Origin of the sequence: Mesorhizobium sanjuanii (assembly GCF_002529485.1) — a bacterium.
In the GTDB taxonomy this organism is placed as follows: domain Bacteria; phylum Pseudomonadota; class Alphaproteobacteria; order Rhizobiales; family Rhizobiaceae; genus Mesorhizobium; species Mesorhizobium sanjuanii.
On the sequence record NZ_NWQG01000049.1, the window covers coordinates 1 to 20,503 of the forward strand.

A 20,503-nucleotide genomic window follows, 5' to 3' on the forward strand; every position below is an offset into this window, starting at 1 on the left:
GCCCACTACCCTCGCCGGCGAGCACATCCTCAACCGGCACCTCCAGCCCGTCGAATTCCAGTTCGCAATGGCCGCCATGCTCCTCCGGACCCATGATCTCGATGCGGCGCAGGATCCGCCAGCCGGGCTGATCCTTGTGGAACAAAAGGGCCGAAAGCCCGCGACGCGGATCTTCCGAGGTGCGCGCGACGAGAATGAAATGGCTGGCTTCGCCAGCGCCGGTGATGAACCATTTGCGGCCGCTGACCACATATTTGTCGCCGCGCCGCTCGGCCCTGGTCATGATCATCGACGGGTCGGAGCCGCCGCCCGGATGCGGCTCGGTCATCGCGAAGGCCGAACGGACCCTGCCCTCGACGATCGGCTGCAGCCATTTCTGCTTCTGCTCCTGCGTCCCCAGCCCTTCCAGCACCATCATGTTTCCGTCATCGGGGGCCGCGGAGTTGAACACGACCGGGCCAAAGATCGAGCGGTTCATCTCCTCGTAGCAGACGGCCATCTCAACCTTGGAAAGGCCGGCACCACCGGTCTCGGGCTTCAGTTGCAGACACCACAGGCCAGCCGCCCGCGCCTTGGCCCGCAGCGTCTCCAGCAAGGGCAGCGCGATGTTGCCATGGGCATCGTAGGAGGATCTGTCAGCCTCCAGCGGCAGGATCTCGCGCGCGACAAAGTCGGCGATCTCGGCGCGAAAGGCTTCGGTGCGGGCGGGAATGTCGAAATTCATGAGCACTCACAAGGATGAAACGAGATGGCCGCCATCAACCTCGATGGTCGAGCCGGTAATGTAGCTGCCGGCATCGGATGCGAGCAACAGCAGCGCGCCGGCGAGTTCATCCGGCCTGCCCAGCCGGCGCTGCGGAATGCGCCTGATAAGCTGGAGGCCGGCTTCCGATGCGAAGAAATCGCGGTTGATGTCGGTTTCGATATAGCCGGGGCAAAGCGCATTGACGCGAATTCCATGGCGCGCCCATTCCAGCGCCAGCGCCTTGGTCAACTGGATCACGCCGGCCTTCGAAGCGGCGTAGGCGCTGACATTGCCGGCGACACGATGGCCGAGGATCGAGCCGATGTTGACGATGGCGCCATCTCGGCCCGAGGCCTGCATGCCGCGCGCGACCGCCTGGGCGACGACGAAGCTGCCCTTGAGGTTGGTGTCTATCACATTGTCCCAGCCTGCCTCGTCGAGATCGAGCGCCGGCGAACTTCCGCTGACGCCGGCATTGTTGATGAGGATGTCGAAAGGCGTGCCCACCTGTGCAAGCGCCGCCGCCACCGAGGCGCTGTCGGCGACGTCCATTTCGACCGCGAGAGCGCTGCCGCCGGCCGCGCGTATTTTTTCGGCGGCTTCGCCAAGCGCCTGCCTTCGGCGCGCGGCCAGCGTGACCGAAACGCCGTGCCGGGCCAGAAGCTCGGCAAGATAGAGCCCGAGCCCGCCGGAGGCGCCGGTGACCAGCGCGGTCTTGCCCTTTAGGTCCTGGAACATGGCTGTCAGGCCGGCGTCGGGGCATTCTCGCGGATCAGACCTTGTTTCTTCAGCGCCGCCCAGAATTCGGCCGGGATGGAATGGCCGATGAGGGCGACATTCTGGTCGAGATGCTTCCTGGTGCGGGTGCCCGGGATGTTGGTCGGGATCGACGGATGAGCCAGCACGAACTGCAGTGCCGCGGCCGCGAGCGGCACATTGAACTCACGGCACACCGCCTCGATCTTGCCGACCTGCTGGAGGATCGGCTCTGCTGCTTCGCTGTAGTTGTAGTGCGCGCCCTTGACAGCACCGGTGGCGAGGATGCCGCTGTTGAAGCCGCCGCCGAGCACGATGGCGACGTCGCGTTCCTCGCAGAGCGGCAGGAACGTGTCGAGCGCCTCCTGCTCGAGCAGCGTGTAGCGGCCGGCCAGCAGGAAACAGTCGAAATCGCGCTCGCGCAGTGCCGCCTCGCAAACCTGCCATTCATTGCAACCGACGCCGATGGCCGAAACCACCTTCTCGGACCGCAGCTTTTCCAGCGCCTTGTAACCGCTGTCCATGGCGGTGCGGAAATGCTGCTTCTGCAGTTCGGGGCCGTGCGAGAAGACATCGATGTCATGGATGAACAGGATATCGATGCGCGACACACCGAGCCGCTGCAGGCTGTCCTCGAAGGAGCGCATGCAGCCGTCATAGCTATAGTCGTGGACAACCTCGAAGGGGGGCATGTCGACCCAGAAGAAGGACTTCATCTCGCCCTTCGGCACCGGAGCGAGCAGGCGCCCGACCTTGGTCGACAGGACATATTCGTCGCGCGGGAAGGCACGCAGCGCTTCGCCCAGCCGGCGCTCGGACAGGCCATGGCCATACATCGGCGCCGTATCGAAATAGCGCAAGCCGGCATCCCACGCGCCCCTGATGACATCGCGAACGTCCGCTTCCGGGACGGCGCGGAACTGGTTGCCGATCGGCGCCGTGCCGAAACCCATCGTGGTGACTTCGAGGCCGGTGCGGCCGAATTTCTTCTTGTCCGACGCGTTCATGAACAGAACCCTTCCTGTCACTTGATGAAAAGATATTTCGAGCGGTCGATGGTGAGCGAAACCGCCAGGATGATGACGAAGCCCTTGACGATGTCCTGGGTGAAGCTGTTGACCTCGGTGACGTCCATGCCGTTGGTCAGGATAGCAATGACGAGTACGCCAAGAAACGTCCGGTGCGGGCCGCCAATGCCGCCTGACAGGGCTGTGCCGCCCATGACGACCGCGGCGATCGAATTGAGCAGCAGGCTGCTTCCCGCTGTCGGCGTGCCGGCGCCGACCTGGCCGGTCAGCATGACGCCGGCGAGGCCACAGATGGCGCCAGCCAGCACGAAGGCGAGGATCTTGTAGAAGGTGACCGGGACGCCCGCATGCGAGGCGACGATCTCACCGCCCCCGAGCGCGTAGAGATAGCGGCCAAGCTTGGTGCGGAAGGCGACGACGGTAAGCACCGCGGTGGCGATCAGCGCGAACCAGATGACGTTGGGAATGCCGAGCACGAAGGAGCCATTTACGAGATCCGGCAGCAGGCTGTCGGCGAACAGGATCGACTGGCCCTGCGAGATCTGGTTGGCGACGCCGGAAAGGATCGACAGCATGCCGAGCGTGACCAGGAAGGACGGCACTTTGAGCATGGTGACGAGGCTGCCATTGACCAGGCCGACAAGGGCACCGACGCCGATGCCGACCAGCGTTGCGCCGGCGAGGCCGAACTGGTCGACGGTGAGCGCCGCAAGGATGCCGGTCAGCGTCACCAGCGCGCCGACCGAAAGGTCGATCGAGCCGATCAGGATGACCACGGTTCCGGCGAGCGCCACCATCAGCAGCACCGACGACTGCCGGCCGATGTTGAGCGCGTTGGAAGCCGAGAAGAACAGCGGATTGACATAGGAGAAATAGGCGACCAGCACGACGATCGCGATGATCGGCAAAACGATCGTGCGAAGGTTGAAGTCACCCTGCTTCTTGGCCACGGTGGCCGGTACTTCTGCCATTTCAACCCCTATAGCATTGCCGAAACCACGTCGACTTCGCGTGGCTTGGCGTCCTTCGGCGTTTCGACGATGGCGGAAACCACGCCATCGCGAAGCACCATGATCCGATTGGAGAGCCCGATCAGTTCGGGCAGATTGTCCGAGACCAGAAGCACGGCCGCGCCCTTGTCGGCGATCTCGCGCATCAGCGAATAGATGTCCTCCTTGGCGCCGACATCGAGGCCTCGGCCGGGGTCGTCGAGGACAAGGATGCGGACGCCGCGCGCCAGCCATTTGGCGAAGACGATCTTCTGCTGATTTCCGCCCGACAGCGTGCGGCAGGCTGCCGACGGCCCCGGTGCGCGCACCTTGAGGCGCTGCATCCATTCGACGGTGAGCGCCCGGCTGCGCCTGGGCGAGATCAGGCCAAGAAAACCCAAGGCGATCTGCTTGAGGTTCGGCAGCGTCAGGTTCCAGTCGACCGTGTCGGTGCCGATGATGCCGGCGACGCTGCGCTCGGCGGGCACGAAGCCGATGCCGTGGCGTATGGCGTCGCGCCGCGAGCCACGGCGCAGCGTGGCGCCCTCGACGACGACGTCACCATCGCCCTGCGCTTCGGCGCCGGCGATGATCCTGGCTAGCGTCGACTTGCCGGAACCCAGGACGCCGGCGACGCCGAGGATTTCGCCTTCGCGCAGATCGAACGAGACCCCGCGCAGATGGCCCGGTTTGCTGATGCCGGTGGCGCGCAGCGCCACAGTGGCGGACGGCTCGCGCTGGACGGCCTCGCGATAGTATTCGGCATTGCGCTGGCGGCCGACGATCAGTTCGTGCAGCGCCACCTCGTCGATGCTCTTGATCGGCCGCTGATCGACGACATGGCCATCCTTCAAGGCAACGACCTCGTCGCATATGGCGAAGACATCGGACAGGCGATGCGACACGAGCACGAAGGAGGCGCGCGAGCGCCAGCGGTTGATGCCGTCGAAAAGCTTGGCGGTCTCGTGATCCGAAAGCGCGCTGGTCGGTTCGTCGAGAAGGATGATCGGCTCGACCGGATAGACGCGGCTCAGTGCGAAAGCCTTGGCGATTTCGACAAGCTGGCGCTGGCCGAAGGACAGGGCGCCGGTGAGGGCCGTCGGGCTGACATCGACTTCGAGCTCTTCGAGCACGGCGCGCGCCTCGGCGATCATCGCATTGCGCCTGAGACCGCCGGCGACGGTGAATTTGGTCTCGCGTCCGAGAAAGATGTTCTCGAAGACGGGAATAGTCGGGATCAATCCCTGTTCCTGGAAAACGGTGGCGACGCCGTGGCGTGCCGCCTCCGTCGGATGGCCGAAGCGCACCGCCTCGCCATTGATCGCTATGGTGCCGGTGTCCGGGCGCACGGTGCCGTTGATGATCGACAGCAATGTCGATTTGCCGGCGCCGTTCTCGCCGACCAGACCGAGCATCTGGTGGCGACGCAAGACGAAGCTTACCCCGGTCAGCGCATTGGTGCCGGGGTAAGTCTTGGAGATATCGCGAAGCTCGAGCGCGGGCGCTGCGGCCGGCCGGCCGCCCGGGAGATCCGGACGACCGACCACAGTCAGGGAGGTCACTTGAACGGGCCGCTCTTGTAGTGGTCCGCGTAGAGCTTGGTGACGGCGTCGAACTCGGCCTTCCACTTCGCCGCGTCGCCATAGGCGGCGTTGAGCTTGTCCTGGCCCTCCTGACCCGCCCATTGGGTGGCGGGATCGATCGGGTAGATGTTGTTTTGCGGATCCCAATTGTCGGGATTGAGGGTGCGGCTCATCTTGGCGAAGTCGAACGGCAGCTCGGCGCCCTTGTAGACCTTCTCGTCGATCGAGGCGGCCGTCTCGCCGGTCGCGGTAAGCGAGCCGGTGTAGAGCAGGCGCTCCGCAAGCGTAGGCTTCCAGCCGTTCAGCGCATCGAACAGCATGACTGCGGCAAAGCCGGCCTGGTAGGGCGCGAGCGAGGTGTTGGTGGCGACGAACTGCCCACCCTTGGCGACTTCCTGCAGGCCTTCCGAGAGACCGTCGATACCGGCGATCTTGACGTTGGTCAGGTTGCGCTCCTTGAGCACCGAGAGCGCGCCCAGCGCCATGGAATCGTTTTGCGCAAACACCGCCTTCATGTTCGGATAGGCGGTGACCATGCTGAGCATGACCGTGCGCGCCTTTTCGCGGACCCAGTCGCCGCGCAAGCCGCCGACGACCTTGATGCCGGGGAATTCGGCAGCGGCCTTCATCATGCCAGCGGTGCGGGCATCGTCGGTCGGCGTGGCGAGGCCCTTGATATGGACCACCTCGCCCTCGCCGCCGATCGACTTGAACAATTCCTTGCCGACCTGATAGCCGGCTTCGACGGAGTTGGCGGTCATGTAGGAGACGAAGTAGTCGCCGACATCGGATGGCGTGTACCATGCGGGGATTTCCCAGATCGCCGAATAGTAAACCTTGTTCTCCTGGCAGAGCTTGGCGATCATCGGCACCTCGCCGGCGGCGACAACCGTGTTGATCAGCATGTTGACGCCCTGGGTGGGCAGGCCGCGAACCTGGCTGATTTCGCGGGCCGCGTCATTGTCGTGGTAGAGTTCGACCTGATCGATCTTCAGCGCCGAGGACGTCGCCTTGAAGCCCTTGATGAAGGCCGCCCAATAGTCGTTGGCGAGCGTCGCCACGCAGGTCGCCGCCTTGCCGGTTGGCGCGGCAAAGGCCTGGTTTGCCCGCATGCCCAGCGCCGTGCCCATCGGCAGGCTGATGCCGGCGGCGGCGGCGAGCTGCATGAACACGCGGCGCGACATCGGATCCTGAATTTGCGAGACCGTCCTTACAATATCTTCTTCACGAGACATGCTTTTCACTCCCTTGGTTATTTCTCGATGTTTCTACAATCGATTGCTTTTTTTGCGATGCGTTTCCCCTTGCGCCGCATCTCCCTCACCCTTTTCCGTCGACAGCCGCCTGTGCGAACGATGCTGCGCCGTCTGCATGTCATCGATCCGACCCCGATAACGGGTCGGTCACTGTTGCCTGATGCGCTGATTAACCTGAGGCGCCCTCCCCGGCGCCCACATGACAGTTTGCAGTTCCAAGCCTCGGATCAAACCGCAAAATTTATCATTTTGAGACTTCAGTCGACGCCCTGCCCGATCCCGGCGCGGAGTGCCCGACATGATGTCCGTCGCATTTTTATGAACCGCTATGCCGGCTCTTGTCAATCGATTGCAGAAAATTGCCATGAGATGGGCAATCCTCACGCTCTGTGCGCCACACGACATCGGGCCGCCTTCAGGAAGAGGCGCGAACGATCAGGGAAGGCGTAAACAGCCGGCTTTCGAAGCGGTATGACGGATCGGCGATCAGGTTGCGGACGAGCTCGCCGGCGTGGCGGCTGACTTCCTCGACCGGATAGTCCACCGTCGAAAGCGGCACAGCCAGAATCCGCGAAAGCTGCGTGTTGTTGAAGCCGACGATCGCGAGATCTTCGGGACAGCGAAGCCCGCGATGGCGCATGGCCTCGATGACGCCAAGCGCCAGCGCGTCATTGTGCGCGAAGATCGCCGTCGGCCGCGGACTGATCGCCAGCAAGGCGTCGAGCGTCCTCTTGCCCGCCGCCGACGTCGCGGTCTCGGCGAAGATGCGCTGCGGCGTTTCGACGATGGATCGTGAGGCGCAGACCTCCGAGAATCCAAGCGCCCGGTTCTTGAAGGTCGCCGACAAAGGCGGCCCCTGGACCTGGCAGACGATCTTGTGGCCGCGCTCGGCAAAGTGCGTGGCCACCATCGCGCCACCCGCCCGGTCGTCGCACAGGGCGGACGGGAAGACAGCGCCGGCAATGGCGCGGATTGCCAGCACCACGGGGACTTCGCGGGCGGCATCCTGCAAGATCGCGGTGTCGGCTTCCGTCGAAGCAAGCGAGATAATCGCGTCGACGCGCCGCGACAGGAATGTGTGGATCAGACGACGGGTGGCGTCGGGATGGTCCAGCGTCTCGGCGATGAGCGGGGTGATCGATGGCGCATCCGAGCGCGCGTCGAGATGGCGGAAAATGGTGCGAATGACGTCGATGAAGGTTTCGTTGCCGAGATCGGACACCAGTATCCCGACCGTGTGCGAGCGGCCGCGGCGAAGCGTGGCGGCGGTCAGGTCCGGCCGGTAGCCGGCAGCGCCGGCCGCCTGACGGATACGTTCGCGCGTCGCCGGCGCGACCAGATGAGCCTTGTCGTTGCTGAGCGCGCGCGAGACCGTGGCGCGGTCAACGCCAAGTTTGAGCGCGAGCTCCCGCATGTTCAAGCGCGCCATGGCCTCGCCCGCATCCTCGTTGTGCCGCCCAATCCCATGATCTTGCTGGCAGGCCCGCCGATATTTGGCAAGCGATGGTTCGCCGCCGGCCTTGCCGTGGTGACTATCGGAATGGCCAAATGGAAGATTGCTCGTCTCTCCATGATCGCTCTCCCCCTGTGCTCGGCCGTCGATTCCCAGCGACCGTTGGTCACATCACAACACTTTTTGCAATCGATTGACAAGATGTTTTCAGGCGCTTACTCATTTGACGACAAACCGGGAGGAAGTCATGAGAACGAAGATTGGTGCCGCCTTTGCGGCGTTGTTTGCCGTGGCGCTGGCGTGGGCGCCGGCCATGGCGCAGGAGGCCGACGGCAAGCTCGACGGCGAGGGCAAGGAAATCGTCGTCCTGATGCCCAGCCGCAGCAACGCCTATCTGGCGCAGTGGATCCGCGGCGCCGAAAAGAGCGCCGCCGAGGCGAACTACAAGATCACCATCATCGAGAACAATTTCGACCAGACCGAGCAGGACGCGCAGGCCCAGCAGCGCATCGGCTCGCCCAACCAGCCGGCGGCCTATGTCTGGTGGCCGGCCGACAACCAGGCCGGTCTGGCGACGCTTCGCCGCCTGAGCCGCACCGGCGTACCGGTCTTCCAGGTCAACCAGGCGCTGCGGCCCGAAGCCAAGGATCTCGTCGTCGCCTATGCCGGCGTCGACGACTTCTTCAACGGCCAAGTGGCAGGCAAGAATGCCATCGCAGCGCGTGACGCCTATGTCGCGGCCGGCAACAAGCTTTCGAGCGACGGCGGCAATCTGGTCATCCTGAAGTTCATACCGGGATATTCGGCCGGCGACGATCGCGAGGCCGGCTTCAAGGACGCGACGAAGGACAAGCCGTTCAACGTGATCGCGTCGGAATATGCCGGCTTCGACAATGCCAGCGGCTACAAGGCGATGAGCCAGCTCATCCCCAGCATCCGCGGCAAAGGCATCAATTTCGTCTATGGCGCTTCGGACGGACCGGTGACCGGCGCCGTGCAGGCGCTGGAGGAAGTCGGCCTCGTGCCCGGCAAGGATGTCTACCTGATCAGCGCCACCTGCATCGCCGACATCTCGGCGATCCAGTCGGCGAAGGAATTCGCCACCGGCGTGCAGGCCGCCGGCCTGGAAGGCTGGTTCTCGCTCAATGTCGTGGCGCGCTACTTCGAATATGGCAAGCAGGTCAAGGACGGCCAGTACATCGCTCCCGACACGGCGGATGCACGGCCCGAGTTCAACTTCGCGCCAAGCGAGATCAACATTATTCCGAACCCGCAGGTCGTCGTCGGCACCGACAAGGCCAAGGCCGGAGAGATCCTTTCCAAGTTCAGGCTCTGGGGCGAGACCTTCTCGGACCATTGCGTCTATTGATCTGGAGGAGGCGAGTAAGGCAGCCTTCCCGACAAACCAAGGTGCTGGCGACTGCTGAATGTCGCCAGCCATGGCCGGTGTTGCGAAATGCTTGAAATCAGTGGTCTGTCCAAATCCTATGGACCGGTGCACGCGCTGAGCGACGTGACGTTCAGCGTCGAGCCCGGCAAGGTGACCGCGCTGCTCGGCGAGAACGGCGCCGGCAAGTCGACGCTGGTCAAGATCCTCTCCGGCCTGGTCACGCCGACTGCCGGCGCCATCCGCGTCAATGGCGCGCCGGTCGATCTATCCAGTCCCGAGCGCGCCAGCCGCTCGGGCGTCGCGGTGGTACAGCAGGAGATCAGCGTGCTGCCCAATCTGAGCGTGGCGGAAAACTTCATGCTGACACAGCCTTCCCGCTGGCTGCGACGGGGATCGGCCCCTGCCCTGTGCGCGCCATACCTCAACCGGCTGGGGCTCGGACATGTCGATCCGGGCACCGCCGTCGGCGCGTTGACGATCGGCGAGCGGCAATTGGTCGAGATTGCCCGCATGCTTTCCCAGGATGCCCGCGTGCTGGTCCTCGACGAACCGACCGCGGCGCTCGCCGACAGCGACATCGAACTCGTCCACAAGGCCGTGCTTCGCCTGGCGAGCGAGGGCAATGTCGTTCTCTACATCACCCACCGGCTCAACGAACTCGACGAGATCTGCGATGCGGCGGTCATTCTTCGCAACGGCCGGCTCGCCGACCAGTTCGACACGAAAGACGCCAGCATGACCCGCATCGTGCATGCGATGATCGGACGCGAACTCGACGAGCTCTATCCGGACACGCCGGCTCGGGCAGACCAGGCTCTGCCAGCGCCCGTGGTGCGGCTGAAGGATGTCGTTGCCGGCGGCCTTGCGAGCCCGGTCAGTCTCGATCTGCGGCCGGGAGAAATCGTCGCGGTCTGCGGCCAGCTCGGCAGCGGCTTCGTCGAGCCGCTACGCGCCATCGCCGGCGTCAGCCCGCTGTCGGGCGGAGCGATCGAATTCCAGGGCGCCACGGCTGCCAACGCCAAGGCAGAGGCTGTCGCCTATTGCTCGGACGACCGCCAGCTGGACGGGTTCTTTCGCGACCTGCCGGTGTGGGAGAGCATGAGCGCGCCGGGGCTCGCACAGTCCGGCCTGTGGGGCTTGGTGCGGCCATCGCGGCTTCGGCGTTCCGTCGACGCGATCGCCGAGCGCATGACCATATTGCCGGCCTATCGCGAGCGGCCGGTGCATGCGCTTTCGGGCGGCAATGCACAGAAGGTATCGATCGGCAAATGGCTGTCGAGCAAGCCGCGCATCCTGCTGCTCGAGGAGCCGACGCGCGGCGTCGATGTCGGCGCCCGGGCGGAAATCTACCGCTTGCTGCGCGCGCTGGCCGATGACGGGCTGGCGATCCTGTTTGCCAGCACCGACCTCGACGAGGTGCTGGGTTTTGGCGAACGCGTGCTGGTTTTCCACGACAACAGGCTGGTGCGCCAGGCGCCATCGGCGGAACTGACCCGCGACCAACTGGCGACATGGATTACACATGGCAGTATCGACCGTGAGTGACATGGCCGCAAAGCAGCGCGACGCGACGGCCGAGCACAGCCGGCGCCGCGTCTGGCTGAGGCGGGTTGGCCCCTTCGTGCCGATCGCGGCGCTGGCCATCATCGCGGCGCTGACGGTCGACGGCTTCGGCACCACGCCCAATCTGATCGCCGTCGTCCAGGCTTCGGCCATCACCGGCATCGCGGCCATCGGCACCGCCGCCATCACCATTTCGGGCAAGTTCGTCAGCCTTGCCATCGAGCAGCAGGCGGTGACGGCGGCCTATGTGTTCGCGGCGACGGTGTCGGCGGGCCAGCCCGTTCTCCTGGCTCTGGTGCTGGCCTTCGCCGTGGCCATCATCCTTGGCCTCGTCCAAGGCTATCTGGTGTCGCGCGGGCTGAACCCGATCGTCACCACGCTGGCCTTCGGCTCGGCCCTGTTCGGCAGCGTCGTCATGCTCGCCGACAACAGAACGATCACGCTCAGCCCCAATCCGATCGCATGGCTGGGCGGCGGCACCACGTTCGGCATTCCCAATCAGGCGATCATCTTCGTCGTCCTCCTGGTGCTCGGCTCGCTGTTCCTGTCGCGGACGAAGCTCGGCCGCCAGATGGTGCTGACCGGAGCCAATCCGAAAGCAGCAAATCTCATCGGCGTCCCGACCCGCCGCATCGTCATGATCGCCTTCGTCGCCGCCGCATTGACGGCGGCGCTTGTCGGCATCCTCGTGGTCGGGCAGGTGTCGCAGGCCAAGAGCGACATGTTCCGCGGCCTGACAATCGATGTCGTCGCCGCCATCCTGGTCGGCGGCATCGCTATCCAGGGCGGCGAAGGCCAGCTCTGGCGCGCCGGTTTCGGGGCGATCGTGCTGACCATGCTTGGCAACATCATGCTGTTGCTCGGCATCGATGCCGGCGTGCGCGACTTGCTGAAGGGATTGCTCGCGGCCGGCGTGCTTCTGTCGATGCGACTGCTCAAGGCGCGCGGCTCATGAGATACGCCCTCAAACTCGACACCGGTTTCCAGGTGCGGCTGGCCATCTGCGTGGTCCTGCTGGTCGTGTTCTCACTCACCATGCCGGGCTTCGCCTCCATCTCGAATGCCGCTTCGATCACGGAGAATATGGGCCTGATCGCGCTGGTCGGCACCGGCATCATGCTGACGATGGTGGTCGGCGAGCTCGACCTTGCCGTTGCTTCTGTCGCCGCCGTGGCCGCGATCATGGCGCTGTCGCTCTCGGAGACCTCGCTGGCGCTCGGCATTACGGCGGCGCTGATCACCGCCGGCCTCTACGGCGCGGCCATCGGCTATATCATCGAAAAGACCGGGGTGAATTCGCTGGTGCTGACGGTCTGCATGCTGATCGCGCTGCGCGGCCTCGCTCTGGTCATGGCACCGCAGCGCCCGGCCATTCTGCCCGCGGACCTGTTCTGGGCCTCGGATGCGCTGGTCGCGCAGTTCGGGCCGGTGACGCTGCTCGGCCTGATCGGCTTTGCCGTCGTCATCATCGTCGGGCTGCTGATGCGCTACACCAGGCTTGGCCTCTCAATGTATGCGGTCGGCGGCAACCTCGAGCGCGCGCGCGGCTCCGGCGTCGCCACCCTGCCGGTCTATATGACTGCGTTCGCGGGATCGGCCATGCTCGGCGCAAGTGCGGGCATTCTCGCTGCGATGCGTTCAGGCTCGGCTTCGGGCATCGGCTTCGACAGCTTCCTGCTTTCGGGGATCACCGTCGCCGTCGTCGGCGGCGTGCCGCTCGAAGGCGGGCGTGGCACCATCCTCAACGTGCTGCTCGGCGCGCTGATCATTCGCCTGATCTCGTCGGCCGTGTCGATCGGCGGCATACCAAATTCGTTCGAGAGCATCGTTGTCGGCGGCATCCTGCTCGCCATGCTGCTGCTCGATTATTGGCTGCGCCGGCGTGGGCGCAAATTGCAACCGGCGCGGGCCTGAGCCCGTGCCGCAGGATTTCAAAAAAGAGGAGATTTCGGGATGAGTGAGAACAACAGGGGCGGCGCCGTCGTCACGGGCGCCGCGCGAGGCATCGGCAGGGAAATCGCGACAGCGTTGCTCAGGGATGGCTACGGGGTAGTCATCGCCGACATCGATCCGGCCGTCGGCGAGCAGACCGTCAAGGAGCTGTCGAAGGATCATGCCGGGCGCGTCGTCTTCAGCAAGGTCGACGTCACCAAGCGCGACGAAGTCAAGGCGGCGGTCGCCGCCTGCTGCAAGGAATTCGGCGGCATCAACGTCATGGTCAACAATGCCGGCTTCAACAAGCCGGAGCCCTTCCTCGAGGCCAGCGAAAAGACCTGGCATGCGATCATGGACGTCAACGCGCTTGGCGTGCTGATCGGCATCCAGGAAGCCGCCAAGGCGATGATCGAGCGCGGGATCAAGGGCAAGATCATCAACACCGCTTCCATCGCCGGCCGCACCGGCTTTGCCGATTTCGCGCCCTACTCCGCCAGCAAGGCCGTCGTCATCAGCCTGACGCAGGCCGGCGCGCGGGCGCTGGCCGGCAAGGGCATCACGGTCAATGCGTTCGGTCCGGGCGTCGTCGATACGCCGCTCTGGGAGAAGCTCGACGCCGACCTGCTGGCGATGGGCGCCAGCAAGGCGCCGGGAGAAGCGATGAATTCGCTGGCCAGCCAGATCCTGCTCGGCCGGGTCGCCAAGCCGTCCGATGTCGTCGGCACCGTGCGCTTCCTGTGGTCGCCGCAATCCGACTACATGACCGGTCAGGTGCTGCTGATCGACGGCGGGATGATCCTGCAATGAGCGCGAAGACGGGAGTCTTGACCGGCGCCGCCGGTGGCATCGGGCGGGCGACTGCCGAACGGCTAGCCGCCGACGGGTGGTCGCTGGTGCTCGTCGACCAGTTCGACAATGTGGCCGAGGTCGCCAAGGGGATAAAAATCGGGGACGGGCAGAAGGTGATCGGCGTCGCCGCCGACATCACCAACCCCGATCAGTATGGCGCCATCGATGCCGCGATCGCCTCGATCGGGGCGCCGCTGAAATTCCTCGGCCTGGTCGCCGGCGTGCTGCAGCAGGTCGGCTCGATCGAAACGCTCGACATTGCCGAATGGGACCGCGTCTTCAACGTCAATCTGCGCGCCAATGTGTTCCTGATGAAGCATTTCATTCCGGCGCTGCGCGCGGCAAAGGGCGCCTCGATCGTCACGGTGTCGAGCTGGTACGGCAAAAGCGGCCATGGCTTTTTCGGCGCCTATTGCGCATCGAAGGCCGGCGTCATCTCGCTGACCCATACGGCAGCGGCCGAGCTCGCGGCCGACAACATAAGGGTCAATTCCGTGGCGCCCGGCAATGTCGCGACCTCGATGCATCTCGACGCGCTGCGCGAGGAGGCCGAGAAGCGCAGCGTGACCTTCGAGGAGATGAAGAAGACGGAGTGGGACAAGATCCCGCTTGGCCGCGCCGCCTATCCGTCGGAGATCGCCTCGGCGATCAGTTTCCTGGCCGGACCGGACGGCTCGTACCTGACCGGCGCCACCATCGACGTCAATGGTGGTTGCCTGTTCACATGAGCCTCTTTTCATGAGCATGGCGCGTCGGGAAAGTGCGGTTTCGGCTGCGGTGTCTCCCATGCTGGAGACCACCGAGCTTGAAACCTATTTTCTCGACATGTGGCGCATCCGCCGCTTCGAGGAGCGGGCGGAGGAGCTGTTCAAGTCGGGCGTCATCAAGGGCACGGCGCATTCCTGCGTCGGCCAGGAAGCGATCGCGGTCGGCGCCTGCGCGGTGCTCGGCGATGACGACTACATCGTCTCGCACCATCGCGGCCATGGCCACTGCATTGCCAAGGGCGCCGACACCGGCAAGATGATGGCCGAGCTGTTCGGCCGCATCACCGGTTACGGCCACGGGCTCGGCGGCTCCATGCATATCGCGGCACTCGACCGCGGCATTCTCGGCGCCAACGGCATCGTCGGCGCCGGGCTCGGCATCGGCACGGGCGCGGCACTGTCGGCAACGATCCGCGGCACCAGTCAGGTATGCGTCGCCTTCTTCGGCGATGGCGCCGCCAATGAAGGGATCTTCCACGAATCCCTCAATCTCGCGGCACTTTGGAAGCTGCCGGTCATCTTCGTTTGCGAGAACAATGGCTATGGGCTGTCGCTGGGGGTAGAGCAGGCCTCCGCCGTGCCAAGGATTTCCACCCGGGCGGCAGCCTACGGCATGCCGGGCGAGACCATTGACGGCAACGACGCGGTCGTCGTCAGAGATGCCGTCGGCATCGCCGTGCAACGGGCGCGCGCCGGCGAAGGCCCGAGCCTGATCGAGGCGATGACCTATCGGTCCGGCGATCATTCGATGCGCACCAACCTGCCGCGCTACCGTCCCGAGGCCGAGGAAGAAGAATGGCGCCGGCGCGACCCGATCCTGAAGATGACGGCGCTGCTCAAGCAGCGGCAGGTGAACCAGGAGCGTATCGACGCCATCGCCGCCAAGGCTGACGCCGAAGTCGAACAGGCGATCGCCGCGGCCAGGCAGGCGCCGGAGCCGGCAATGGAGATCCTTTTCCCGGCCGTCATGGCGCCATCCTTGGCCGCCTCCCCCGAGCCTGAAGCCGGGTCACGCCAGCTCGGCTATGTCGAGGCGGTGCGCGAGGCCATGCACCAGGAAATGGCGCGCGACGATAGCGTCATCGTGCTCGGCGAGGATGTCGGCCGCATCGGCGGCCTGTTCCAGTGCACGGCGGGCCTGCAGCAGGCCTTCGGGGCCGAGCGCGTCAGGGACACGCCGATTTCGGAGAACGTAATCGCCAATGCGGCGGTAGGCGCGGCGCTGACCGGCCTGCGGCCAATCGTGGAGGTGCAGTTCTTCGACTTCATCACCCACATGATGGATGCGATCGTCAACCAGGCGGCGAAGCTGCGCTTCATGCTTGGCGGCGAGGCGCGCATCCCGCTGGTGATCCGCGGGCCGCAGGGCGGCGGCATCCGCCTCGGCGCCCAGCATTCGCAATCGCTGGAGACCTGGTTCGCGCATATTCCCGGCCTGGTGGTGCTGGCGCCCTCCAACCCCTACGACGCCAAGGGCCTGCTGGCGGCGGCGATCCGCGACGACAATCCGGTCGTCTTCATCGAGCACAAGCTGCTCTATCAGCAGAGCCGCGGCCCGGTGCCGGAGGCACCCTATGCCTTGCCGATAGGCAAGGCGGCCATTCGCCGGTCGGGCAAGGACGTCACCATCGTCGCGACGATGGCGATGGTCGACGTCGCGCTTGCGGCGGCGCGCGAGCTGGCGCGCGACGGCATCGAGGCCGAAGTGATCGATCCGCGCAGCCTGCGGCCGCTCGACAGCGAGACCATCCTTGCCTCGGTGCGCAAGACCAACCGTTGCGTCGTCGTTCATGAAGGCTGGACCACGCACGGGTTCGGCGCGGAGATCTCGGCGCTGATCATGGAGAACGCCTTCGACTGGCTCGACGCGCCGGTGGCGCGCGTCGGGATGGCCGATGTGCCGATGCCCTACAATTCCGGACTGGAACGCGAACTCATCCCCAATGCGGCCCGCATCGCCGAGGCGGCGCGCACCGTCTGCTACCGGAGCTGACGGATATGCCGCGCGCGAAATTTCAACCCCAAATGCAATCGATTGACTAGCAGAGGAAATCTCATGACCAAGCGAGTGGACGTCGAATTCAAGTCCGAAGGCACGACCGTGCGGGGCTGGCTGTATCTGGCCAACACATCGAAGCGCGCGCCAACCGTGGTGCTGGCCGGCGGCTGGTGCTATGTGCGCGAGATCGTCATGCCGACATACGCCCAGGCATTCGCCGATGCGGGCATCAACGCGCTGATCTTCGACTACCGCAACCTGGGCGTCAGCGATGGCGACAACCGCCAGCATCTGGATCCCTGGCAGCAGATCCGCGACTATCAGAACGCCATCAGCTTCCTCGAACGGCACGACAATGTCGATCCCGACCGCATCGGCGTCTGGGGTATTTCCTACTCGGGTGGCCACGCTCTCATCCTCGCCGCCATCGACCCGCGCGTAAAAACCATCGTCAGCCAGATCCCGGTGATCGACGGCTACGAGAACATGCGCCGCGCGCATGGAACTATGGAATACCGGGCGCTCTGGGACCTTGTGCTGAAGGATCGCAAGCTTCGCTACGAGAAGCCCGGCGAACAACTCTATCTGCCGCATGCGACCGAAAACTCGGCCGCGGAAGTCTCGGCCTGGCCGTTCCCGGAAACAGTGCGCACCTTCATGGCCATCAAGGCCTCGGAAGCGCCACTTTACGAGAACCGCAGCACGGTGGAGTCGGTCGACCTGTTGATGAACTACGATGTCGGGCCGTTCGTGAAACGCATCTACAACACGCCGACGCTGATGATCGTGGCCGAGGGCGACGATCTGACATTATGGGATCTCGAAATCGGCGCGTTCAACCAGATTCCATCGACGAAGAAGAAACTGGAAGTGCTGCCGCACACTTCGCATATGACGCTCTATTCGGACCAGTCCAAGGTGAAGGTGGCGGCGGCGATGGCGCGGGACTGGTTCGTCGAGACGCTAAAACCTTAGAGACATCAGGAGCATGCAGGTAGAGCCACATCTTTCGCGCCGGCCGGCGAATTTCCAACCGCTCACCCCTGCGGATTTCCTGGTGCGGGCCGTGGCGATCCACCCGGACCGCCCGGCAATAGCCTGGAACGATCGGCGCTGGACCTACCGGCAATTCGGTGGCGTCGCGGCGCGGCTTGCCGCATGGCTCGGAAGGCAGGAGATCGGGGCTGGCGACGTGGTCAGTTTCATGTGCTCCAACCGGCCGGAGATGCTGGCCGCCCATTATGCGGTGCCTTCCATCGGCGCGGTGCTCAACAGCATCAATACCCGCCTCGACGCCGACACCGTCGCCTATATACTCGACCATTCCGGCAGCCGCCTCATCGTGGCGGACCCTGGAAGCATCGACATTGCACGGCAAGCCGGGCGCATCGGCGGCGTCCGCGTCGTGCTGCTGGCTGAGGGCGAAGACAGCGAGGAGGACCGACTCGATCTTCTGTCCGGTGATCTGGGCGAAGACCGCTTCGAAATCACCGGGGTTGCCGACGAATGGCAGCCGATCTGCCTCAATTACACGTCAGGCACGACCGGCCGCCCCAAGGGCGTCGTCTATCATCACCGGGGCGCCTATCTCAACGCGCTGGGCAATGTCATGGCGCTCGGCTTCGACCGCGACACGGTCTATCTCTGGACCTTGCCGATGTTCCATTGCAACGGCTGGTGCCACACCTGGGCGGTGACGGCCGCGGGCGGCCTGCATGTCTGCCTCGACCGGATCGATCCGGATCTGGTGTTCGGCGCGCTGAAGCAGCATGCCGTGACGCATTTTTCCTGCGCCCCGGTGGTTCTCTACATGCTACTCAACCATCCTGGGCGCCCCGCCGGCGCCCTGGGAAAGCGCGTCACAGTCGCGACCGGCGGCGCATCGCCGACCAGCACACTGATCGAACAGCTCGATGCGCTGGGCGTCGACCTCGTCCATCTCTACGGGCTGACCGAATCCTACGGTCCGGCGACGCTGTGCGAACTGCCCGGCCGCCTGGCGACGGCGAGCGCCGGAGAAAAGGCCGCATTCCTGGCACGCCAGGGCGTGCGGCATATCACGGCAAGCCAGGTCCGGGTTGCCGACGAGCAGGGAACGCCGGTGGCGCCCGACGGCAAGACCCTGGGTGAGATCCAGCTTGCCGGCAACACGCTGATGGCCGGCTATTATCGCGACGCGGCGGCGAGCGAGAGCGCGTTTTCAGGCGGCTGGTTCCACACCGGCGACCTCGCCATCGTCCACCCGGACGGCGCCATCGAGATCAAGGACCGGTTGAAGGACATCATCATCTCGGGCGGCGAGAACGTCTCCAGCCTGGAGATCGAGAATGTGCTTCACCAGCATCCCGCCATCCTGCTGGCCGCGGTCGTTGCCATGCCGGACGAAAAATGGGGCGAGGTGCCATGCGCCTTCATCGAGACCAAGGCGGGCAGAGAGGTCGGGACGCAAGAGCTGGTGGCATTCTGCCGCGCCAGATTGGCCGGCTATAAAATCCCGAAACGCTTCGTCTTCCGCGAATTGCCGAAGACGGCGACCGGCAAGATCCAGAAATTCGTGCTGCGCGAAGCCGCGCGCTGATTGAGCTTCGCGAGCGCAATCGTCCCCTTGGAAGCGAACGGAGCGGTCGTTGACGAGTCGTGGGCTCACACCTATATTCTGACCATATGGTCATTTTATGGGAACGCCGATGAAAAATATAACGGTCGTTGAGGCGAAAGCCCGCTTCTCGGCGTTGCTGGCCGAAGTCGAAGCGGGTGAAGAAATCGCCGTCACGAGGCACGGCAAGGTAATTGCGCGCCTGGTTCCGGACCGTCCCCGCATGGCAGCCGACGCGTTTCGGGACTTCTGGACCGATGCCGATGAGATTGATCTGGTGGCACCGGAGGACCGACCGGCTGAAGATGTCGCTTCGTTGGACGACTAAGCCTGTGCCATCACTTTATCTTCTGGACACGAATTTACTGATTGCGGCTTTGAAAGGACGAGCAGAGATACGTAAACGGCTGGAGTCAGAGCAACTGAGCACCATGCGGCTTTCAGCCATTGTTCTGGGAGAACTGGAATTCGGCGCAGAAAAGAGCGCCTATGGCGACCGCAATCGCGCGCGATTGGCCACGCTGGCTCGACGACTCCCGTTGATCGGGATTGATTACGATACCACGCGTCATTATGCGAAAATTCGAGCATTCCTTGAGGCCCAGGGAACGGCGATCGGAGCAAACGACGCCTGGATCGCCGCGCAAGCGCTTGCCATCAATGCGACGCTGATAACGGATAACGAGCGGGAGTTCTCGCGCGTGCCCGGACTGGCACTCGAAAACTGGTTGGTGCGCGCGTAGCAACAACCAGAATCGGGGAGGCTGACGGGAGATTTGGGATGAACTGCTAGAATCTCATCCCGCTCTAATGGAAATAAATCCCGCCGCAGACGTTCAGCGCCTGGCCGGTAACGAAGGCCGACTGCTCCGAAGCGAAGAAGCACACCGGTCCGACGATATCCTCAGGGTAACCGAGACGCTTCAGCGCCGCGACCTCTTCCCAGTGCCGGATGGCATCGTCGCTGCCGAGGTTGTTCTTGCCCATCTCGGTCAGGATGATGCCGGGGCAGATGGCGTTGACGGTGACGCCGTCCATGCCGACTTCCTGCGCCAGCACCCGGGTCAGTGTGATCACGGTCGCCTTGGTTGCGGCGTAGTGACCCTGCGTCGGCACGCCCTGGCGCCCGGCGATGGAAGCGATATTGACGACGCGGCCGGATTTGCGCGCCCGCATGTGCGGCAGCACCGCCTGGCACATCAACAGCACGCCCTTGGCATTGACGTCGAAATGCGCATCCCACGAGGCCTCGTCGAGATCCTGCAGCAGGCTCGGCTTGAGGATGCCGGCATTGTTGACCAGCACGTCGATGCGACCCGCGTCCCCGAGTAGCGCGGCCGCGGTCGCCTCGACCTCTTTCTTGCTGCTGACGTCCATCGTGTAGACATAGGCCTTGCGGCCGGCGGCCTCGATCTCGGCACGCGTGGCGTGGAGTTCGTTCGCCTGCCCCGGCAGGTCGGTGACCGCGACATCGTAGCCGAACTTCGCCAGCCCGACGGCGAGCGCCCGGCCGATGCCGCGGCTGGCGCCGGTGACCAGCGCGACCGTGCCGACTTTTGAATTGCTCATGGAAATCGTCCTTTCGAGATAATGC

At 64.5% G+C, this 20,503-nt stretch carries 19 protein-coding genes; 11 read left to right on the forward strand and 8 right to left on the reverse strand.

Annotated elements, in window-relative coordinates:
* From CN311_RS09625 to CN311_RS09655, 7 genes are all read right to left on the reverse strand, one after another.
* On the reverse strand, positions 1-724 hold a 724-nt coding region (locus tag CN311_RS09625; RefSeq protein ID WP_208866466.1), incomplete at its 3' end, for an acyl-CoA dehydrogenase family protein.
* 6 nt (positions 725-730) lie between these two features.
* On the reverse strand, positions 731-1,483 hold the full coding sequence (locus CN311_RS09630; RefSeq protein ID WP_097573129.1) for an SDR family NAD(P)-dependent oxidoreductase: 753 nt from the start codon (positions 1,481-1,483) through the stop codon (positions 731-733).
* A 5-nt stretch (positions 1,484-1,488) separates the two neighbouring features.
* Positions 1,489-2,508: an aldo/keto reductase gene (locus CN311_RS09635; protein ID WP_097573130.1), complete on the reverse strand. Its 1,020-nt coding sequence runs from the start codon at positions 2,506-2,508 to the stop codon at positions 1,489-1,491.
* A 17-nt stretch (positions 2,509-2,525) separates the two neighbouring features.
* A complete protein-coding gene (locus CN311_RS09640; RefSeq protein WP_097573132.1) occupies positions 2,526-3,500 on the reverse strand; it encodes an ABC transporter permease in 975 nt (324 codons plus the stop codon).
* Positions 3,501-3,508: 8 nt separating this feature from the next.
* Positions 3,509-5,080, reverse strand: a complete 1,572-nt coding sequence (locus tag CN311_RS09645) for a sugar ABC transporter ATP-binding protein (protein WP_165779646.1) — start codon at positions 5,078-5,080, stop codon at positions 3,509-3,511.
* Positions 5,077-6,336: a sugar ABC transporter substrate-binding protein gene (locus CN311_RS09650; protein ID WP_097573134.1), complete on the reverse strand. Its 1,260-nt coding sequence runs from the start codon at positions 6,334-6,336 to the stop codon at positions 5,077-5,079. The genes CN311_RS09645 and CN311_RS09650 overlap by 4 nt, the downstream gene beginning before the upstream one ends.
* Positions 6,337-6,772: 436 nt before the next feature.
* A complete protein-coding gene (locus tag CN311_RS09655; RefSeq protein ID WP_097573135.1) occupies positions 6,773-7,786 on the reverse strand; it encodes a LacI family DNA-binding transcriptional regulator in 1,014 nt (337 codons plus the stop codon).
* A 271-nt stretch (positions 7,787-8,057) separates the two neighbouring features.
* Between CN311_RS09655 and CN311_RS09660 the strand changes: the two genes are divergently transcribed.
* The 11 genes from CN311_RS09660 (at position 8,058) to CN311_RS09710 (ending at position 19,652) form a co-directional block, all read left to right on the forward strand.
* Entirely contained in the window at positions 8,058-9,179 is a 1,122-nt protein-coding gene (locus tag CN311_RS09660; RefSeq protein WP_097573144.1) for a sugar ABC transporter substrate-binding protein, read from the forward strand.
* Positions 9,180-9,266: 87 nt separating this feature from the next.
* Positions 9,267-10,745 carry a sugar ABC transporter ATP-binding protein gene (locus CN311_RS09665; RefSeq protein WP_097573146.1) on the forward strand — a complete coding sequence of 493 codons (1,479 nt, stop codon included), beginning with the start codon at positions 9,267-9,269 and terminating at the stop codon, positions 10,743-10,745.
* Position 10,746: 1 nt separating this feature from the next.
* On the forward strand, positions 10,747-11,718 hold the full coding sequence (locus tag CN311_RS09670; protein WP_245440795.1) for an ABC transporter permease: 972 nt from the start codon (positions 10,747-10,749) through the stop codon (positions 11,716-11,718).
* Positions 11,715-12,677, forward strand: coding sequence for an ABC transporter permease (locus CN311_RS09675; RefSeq protein ID WP_097573150.1), 963 nt, complete (start codon positions 11,715-11,717; stop codon positions 12,675-12,677). The genes CN311_RS09670 and CN311_RS09675 overlap by 4 nt, the downstream gene beginning before the upstream one ends.
* A 39-nt stretch (positions 12,678-12,716) precedes the next feature.
* Positions 12,717-13,505, forward strand: a complete 789-nt coding sequence (locus tag CN311_RS09680) for an SDR family NAD(P)-dependent oxidoreductase (RefSeq protein ID WP_097573152.1) — start codon at positions 12,717-12,719, stop codon at positions 13,503-13,505.
* Entirely contained in the window at positions 13,502-14,275 is a 774-nt protein-coding gene (locus CN311_RS09685; protein WP_097573153.1) for an SDR family NAD(P)-dependent oxidoreductase, read from the forward strand. Before CN311_RS09680 ends, CN311_RS09685 begins: the two co-directional genes overlap by 4 nt.
* A gap of 10 nt (positions 14,276-14,285) precedes the next feature.
* Positions 14,286-16,307 (forward strand): alpha-ketoacid dehydrogenase subunit alpha/beta, encoded by a 2,022-nt coding sequence (locus CN311_RS09690; protein WP_245440788.1) that lies wholly within the window; start codon positions 14,286-14,288, stop codon positions 16,305-16,307.
* A gap of 63 nt (positions 16,308-16,370) precedes the next feature.
* A complete protein-coding gene (locus tag CN311_RS09695) occupies positions 16,371-17,288 on the forward strand; it encodes an alpha/beta hydrolase (protein ID WP_097573156.1) in 918 nt (305 codons plus the stop codon).
* Between the two features lie 13 nt (positions 17,289-17,301).
* A complete protein-coding gene (locus tag CN311_RS09700) occupies positions 17,302-18,891 on the forward strand; it encodes an AMP-binding protein (RefSeq protein ID WP_097573158.1) in 1,590 nt (529 codons plus the stop codon).
* 109 nt (positions 18,892-19,000) lie between these two features.
* Positions 19,001-19,237, forward strand: coding sequence for a type II toxin-antitoxin system Phd/YefM family antitoxin (locus tag CN311_RS09705; RefSeq protein WP_097573160.1), 237 nt, complete (start codon positions 19,001-19,003; stop codon positions 19,235-19,237).
* A gap of 4 nt (positions 19,238-19,241) precedes the next feature.
* Entirely contained in the window at positions 19,242-19,652 is a 411-nt protein-coding gene (locus tag CN311_RS09710) for a PIN domain-containing protein (RefSeq protein ID WP_097573161.1), read from the forward strand.
* A 64-nt stretch (positions 19,653-19,716) separates the two neighbouring features.
* Here the strand turns inward: CN311_RS09710 and CN311_RS09715 are convergent, their stop codons facing one another.
* Positions 19,717-20,478 (reverse strand): SDR family NAD(P)-dependent oxidoreductase, encoded by a 762-nt coding sequence (locus CN311_RS09715; RefSeq protein WP_097573163.1) that lies wholly within the window; start codon positions 20,476-20,478, stop codon positions 19,717-19,719.
* Positions 20,479-20,503 lie beyond the last annotated feature (25 nt).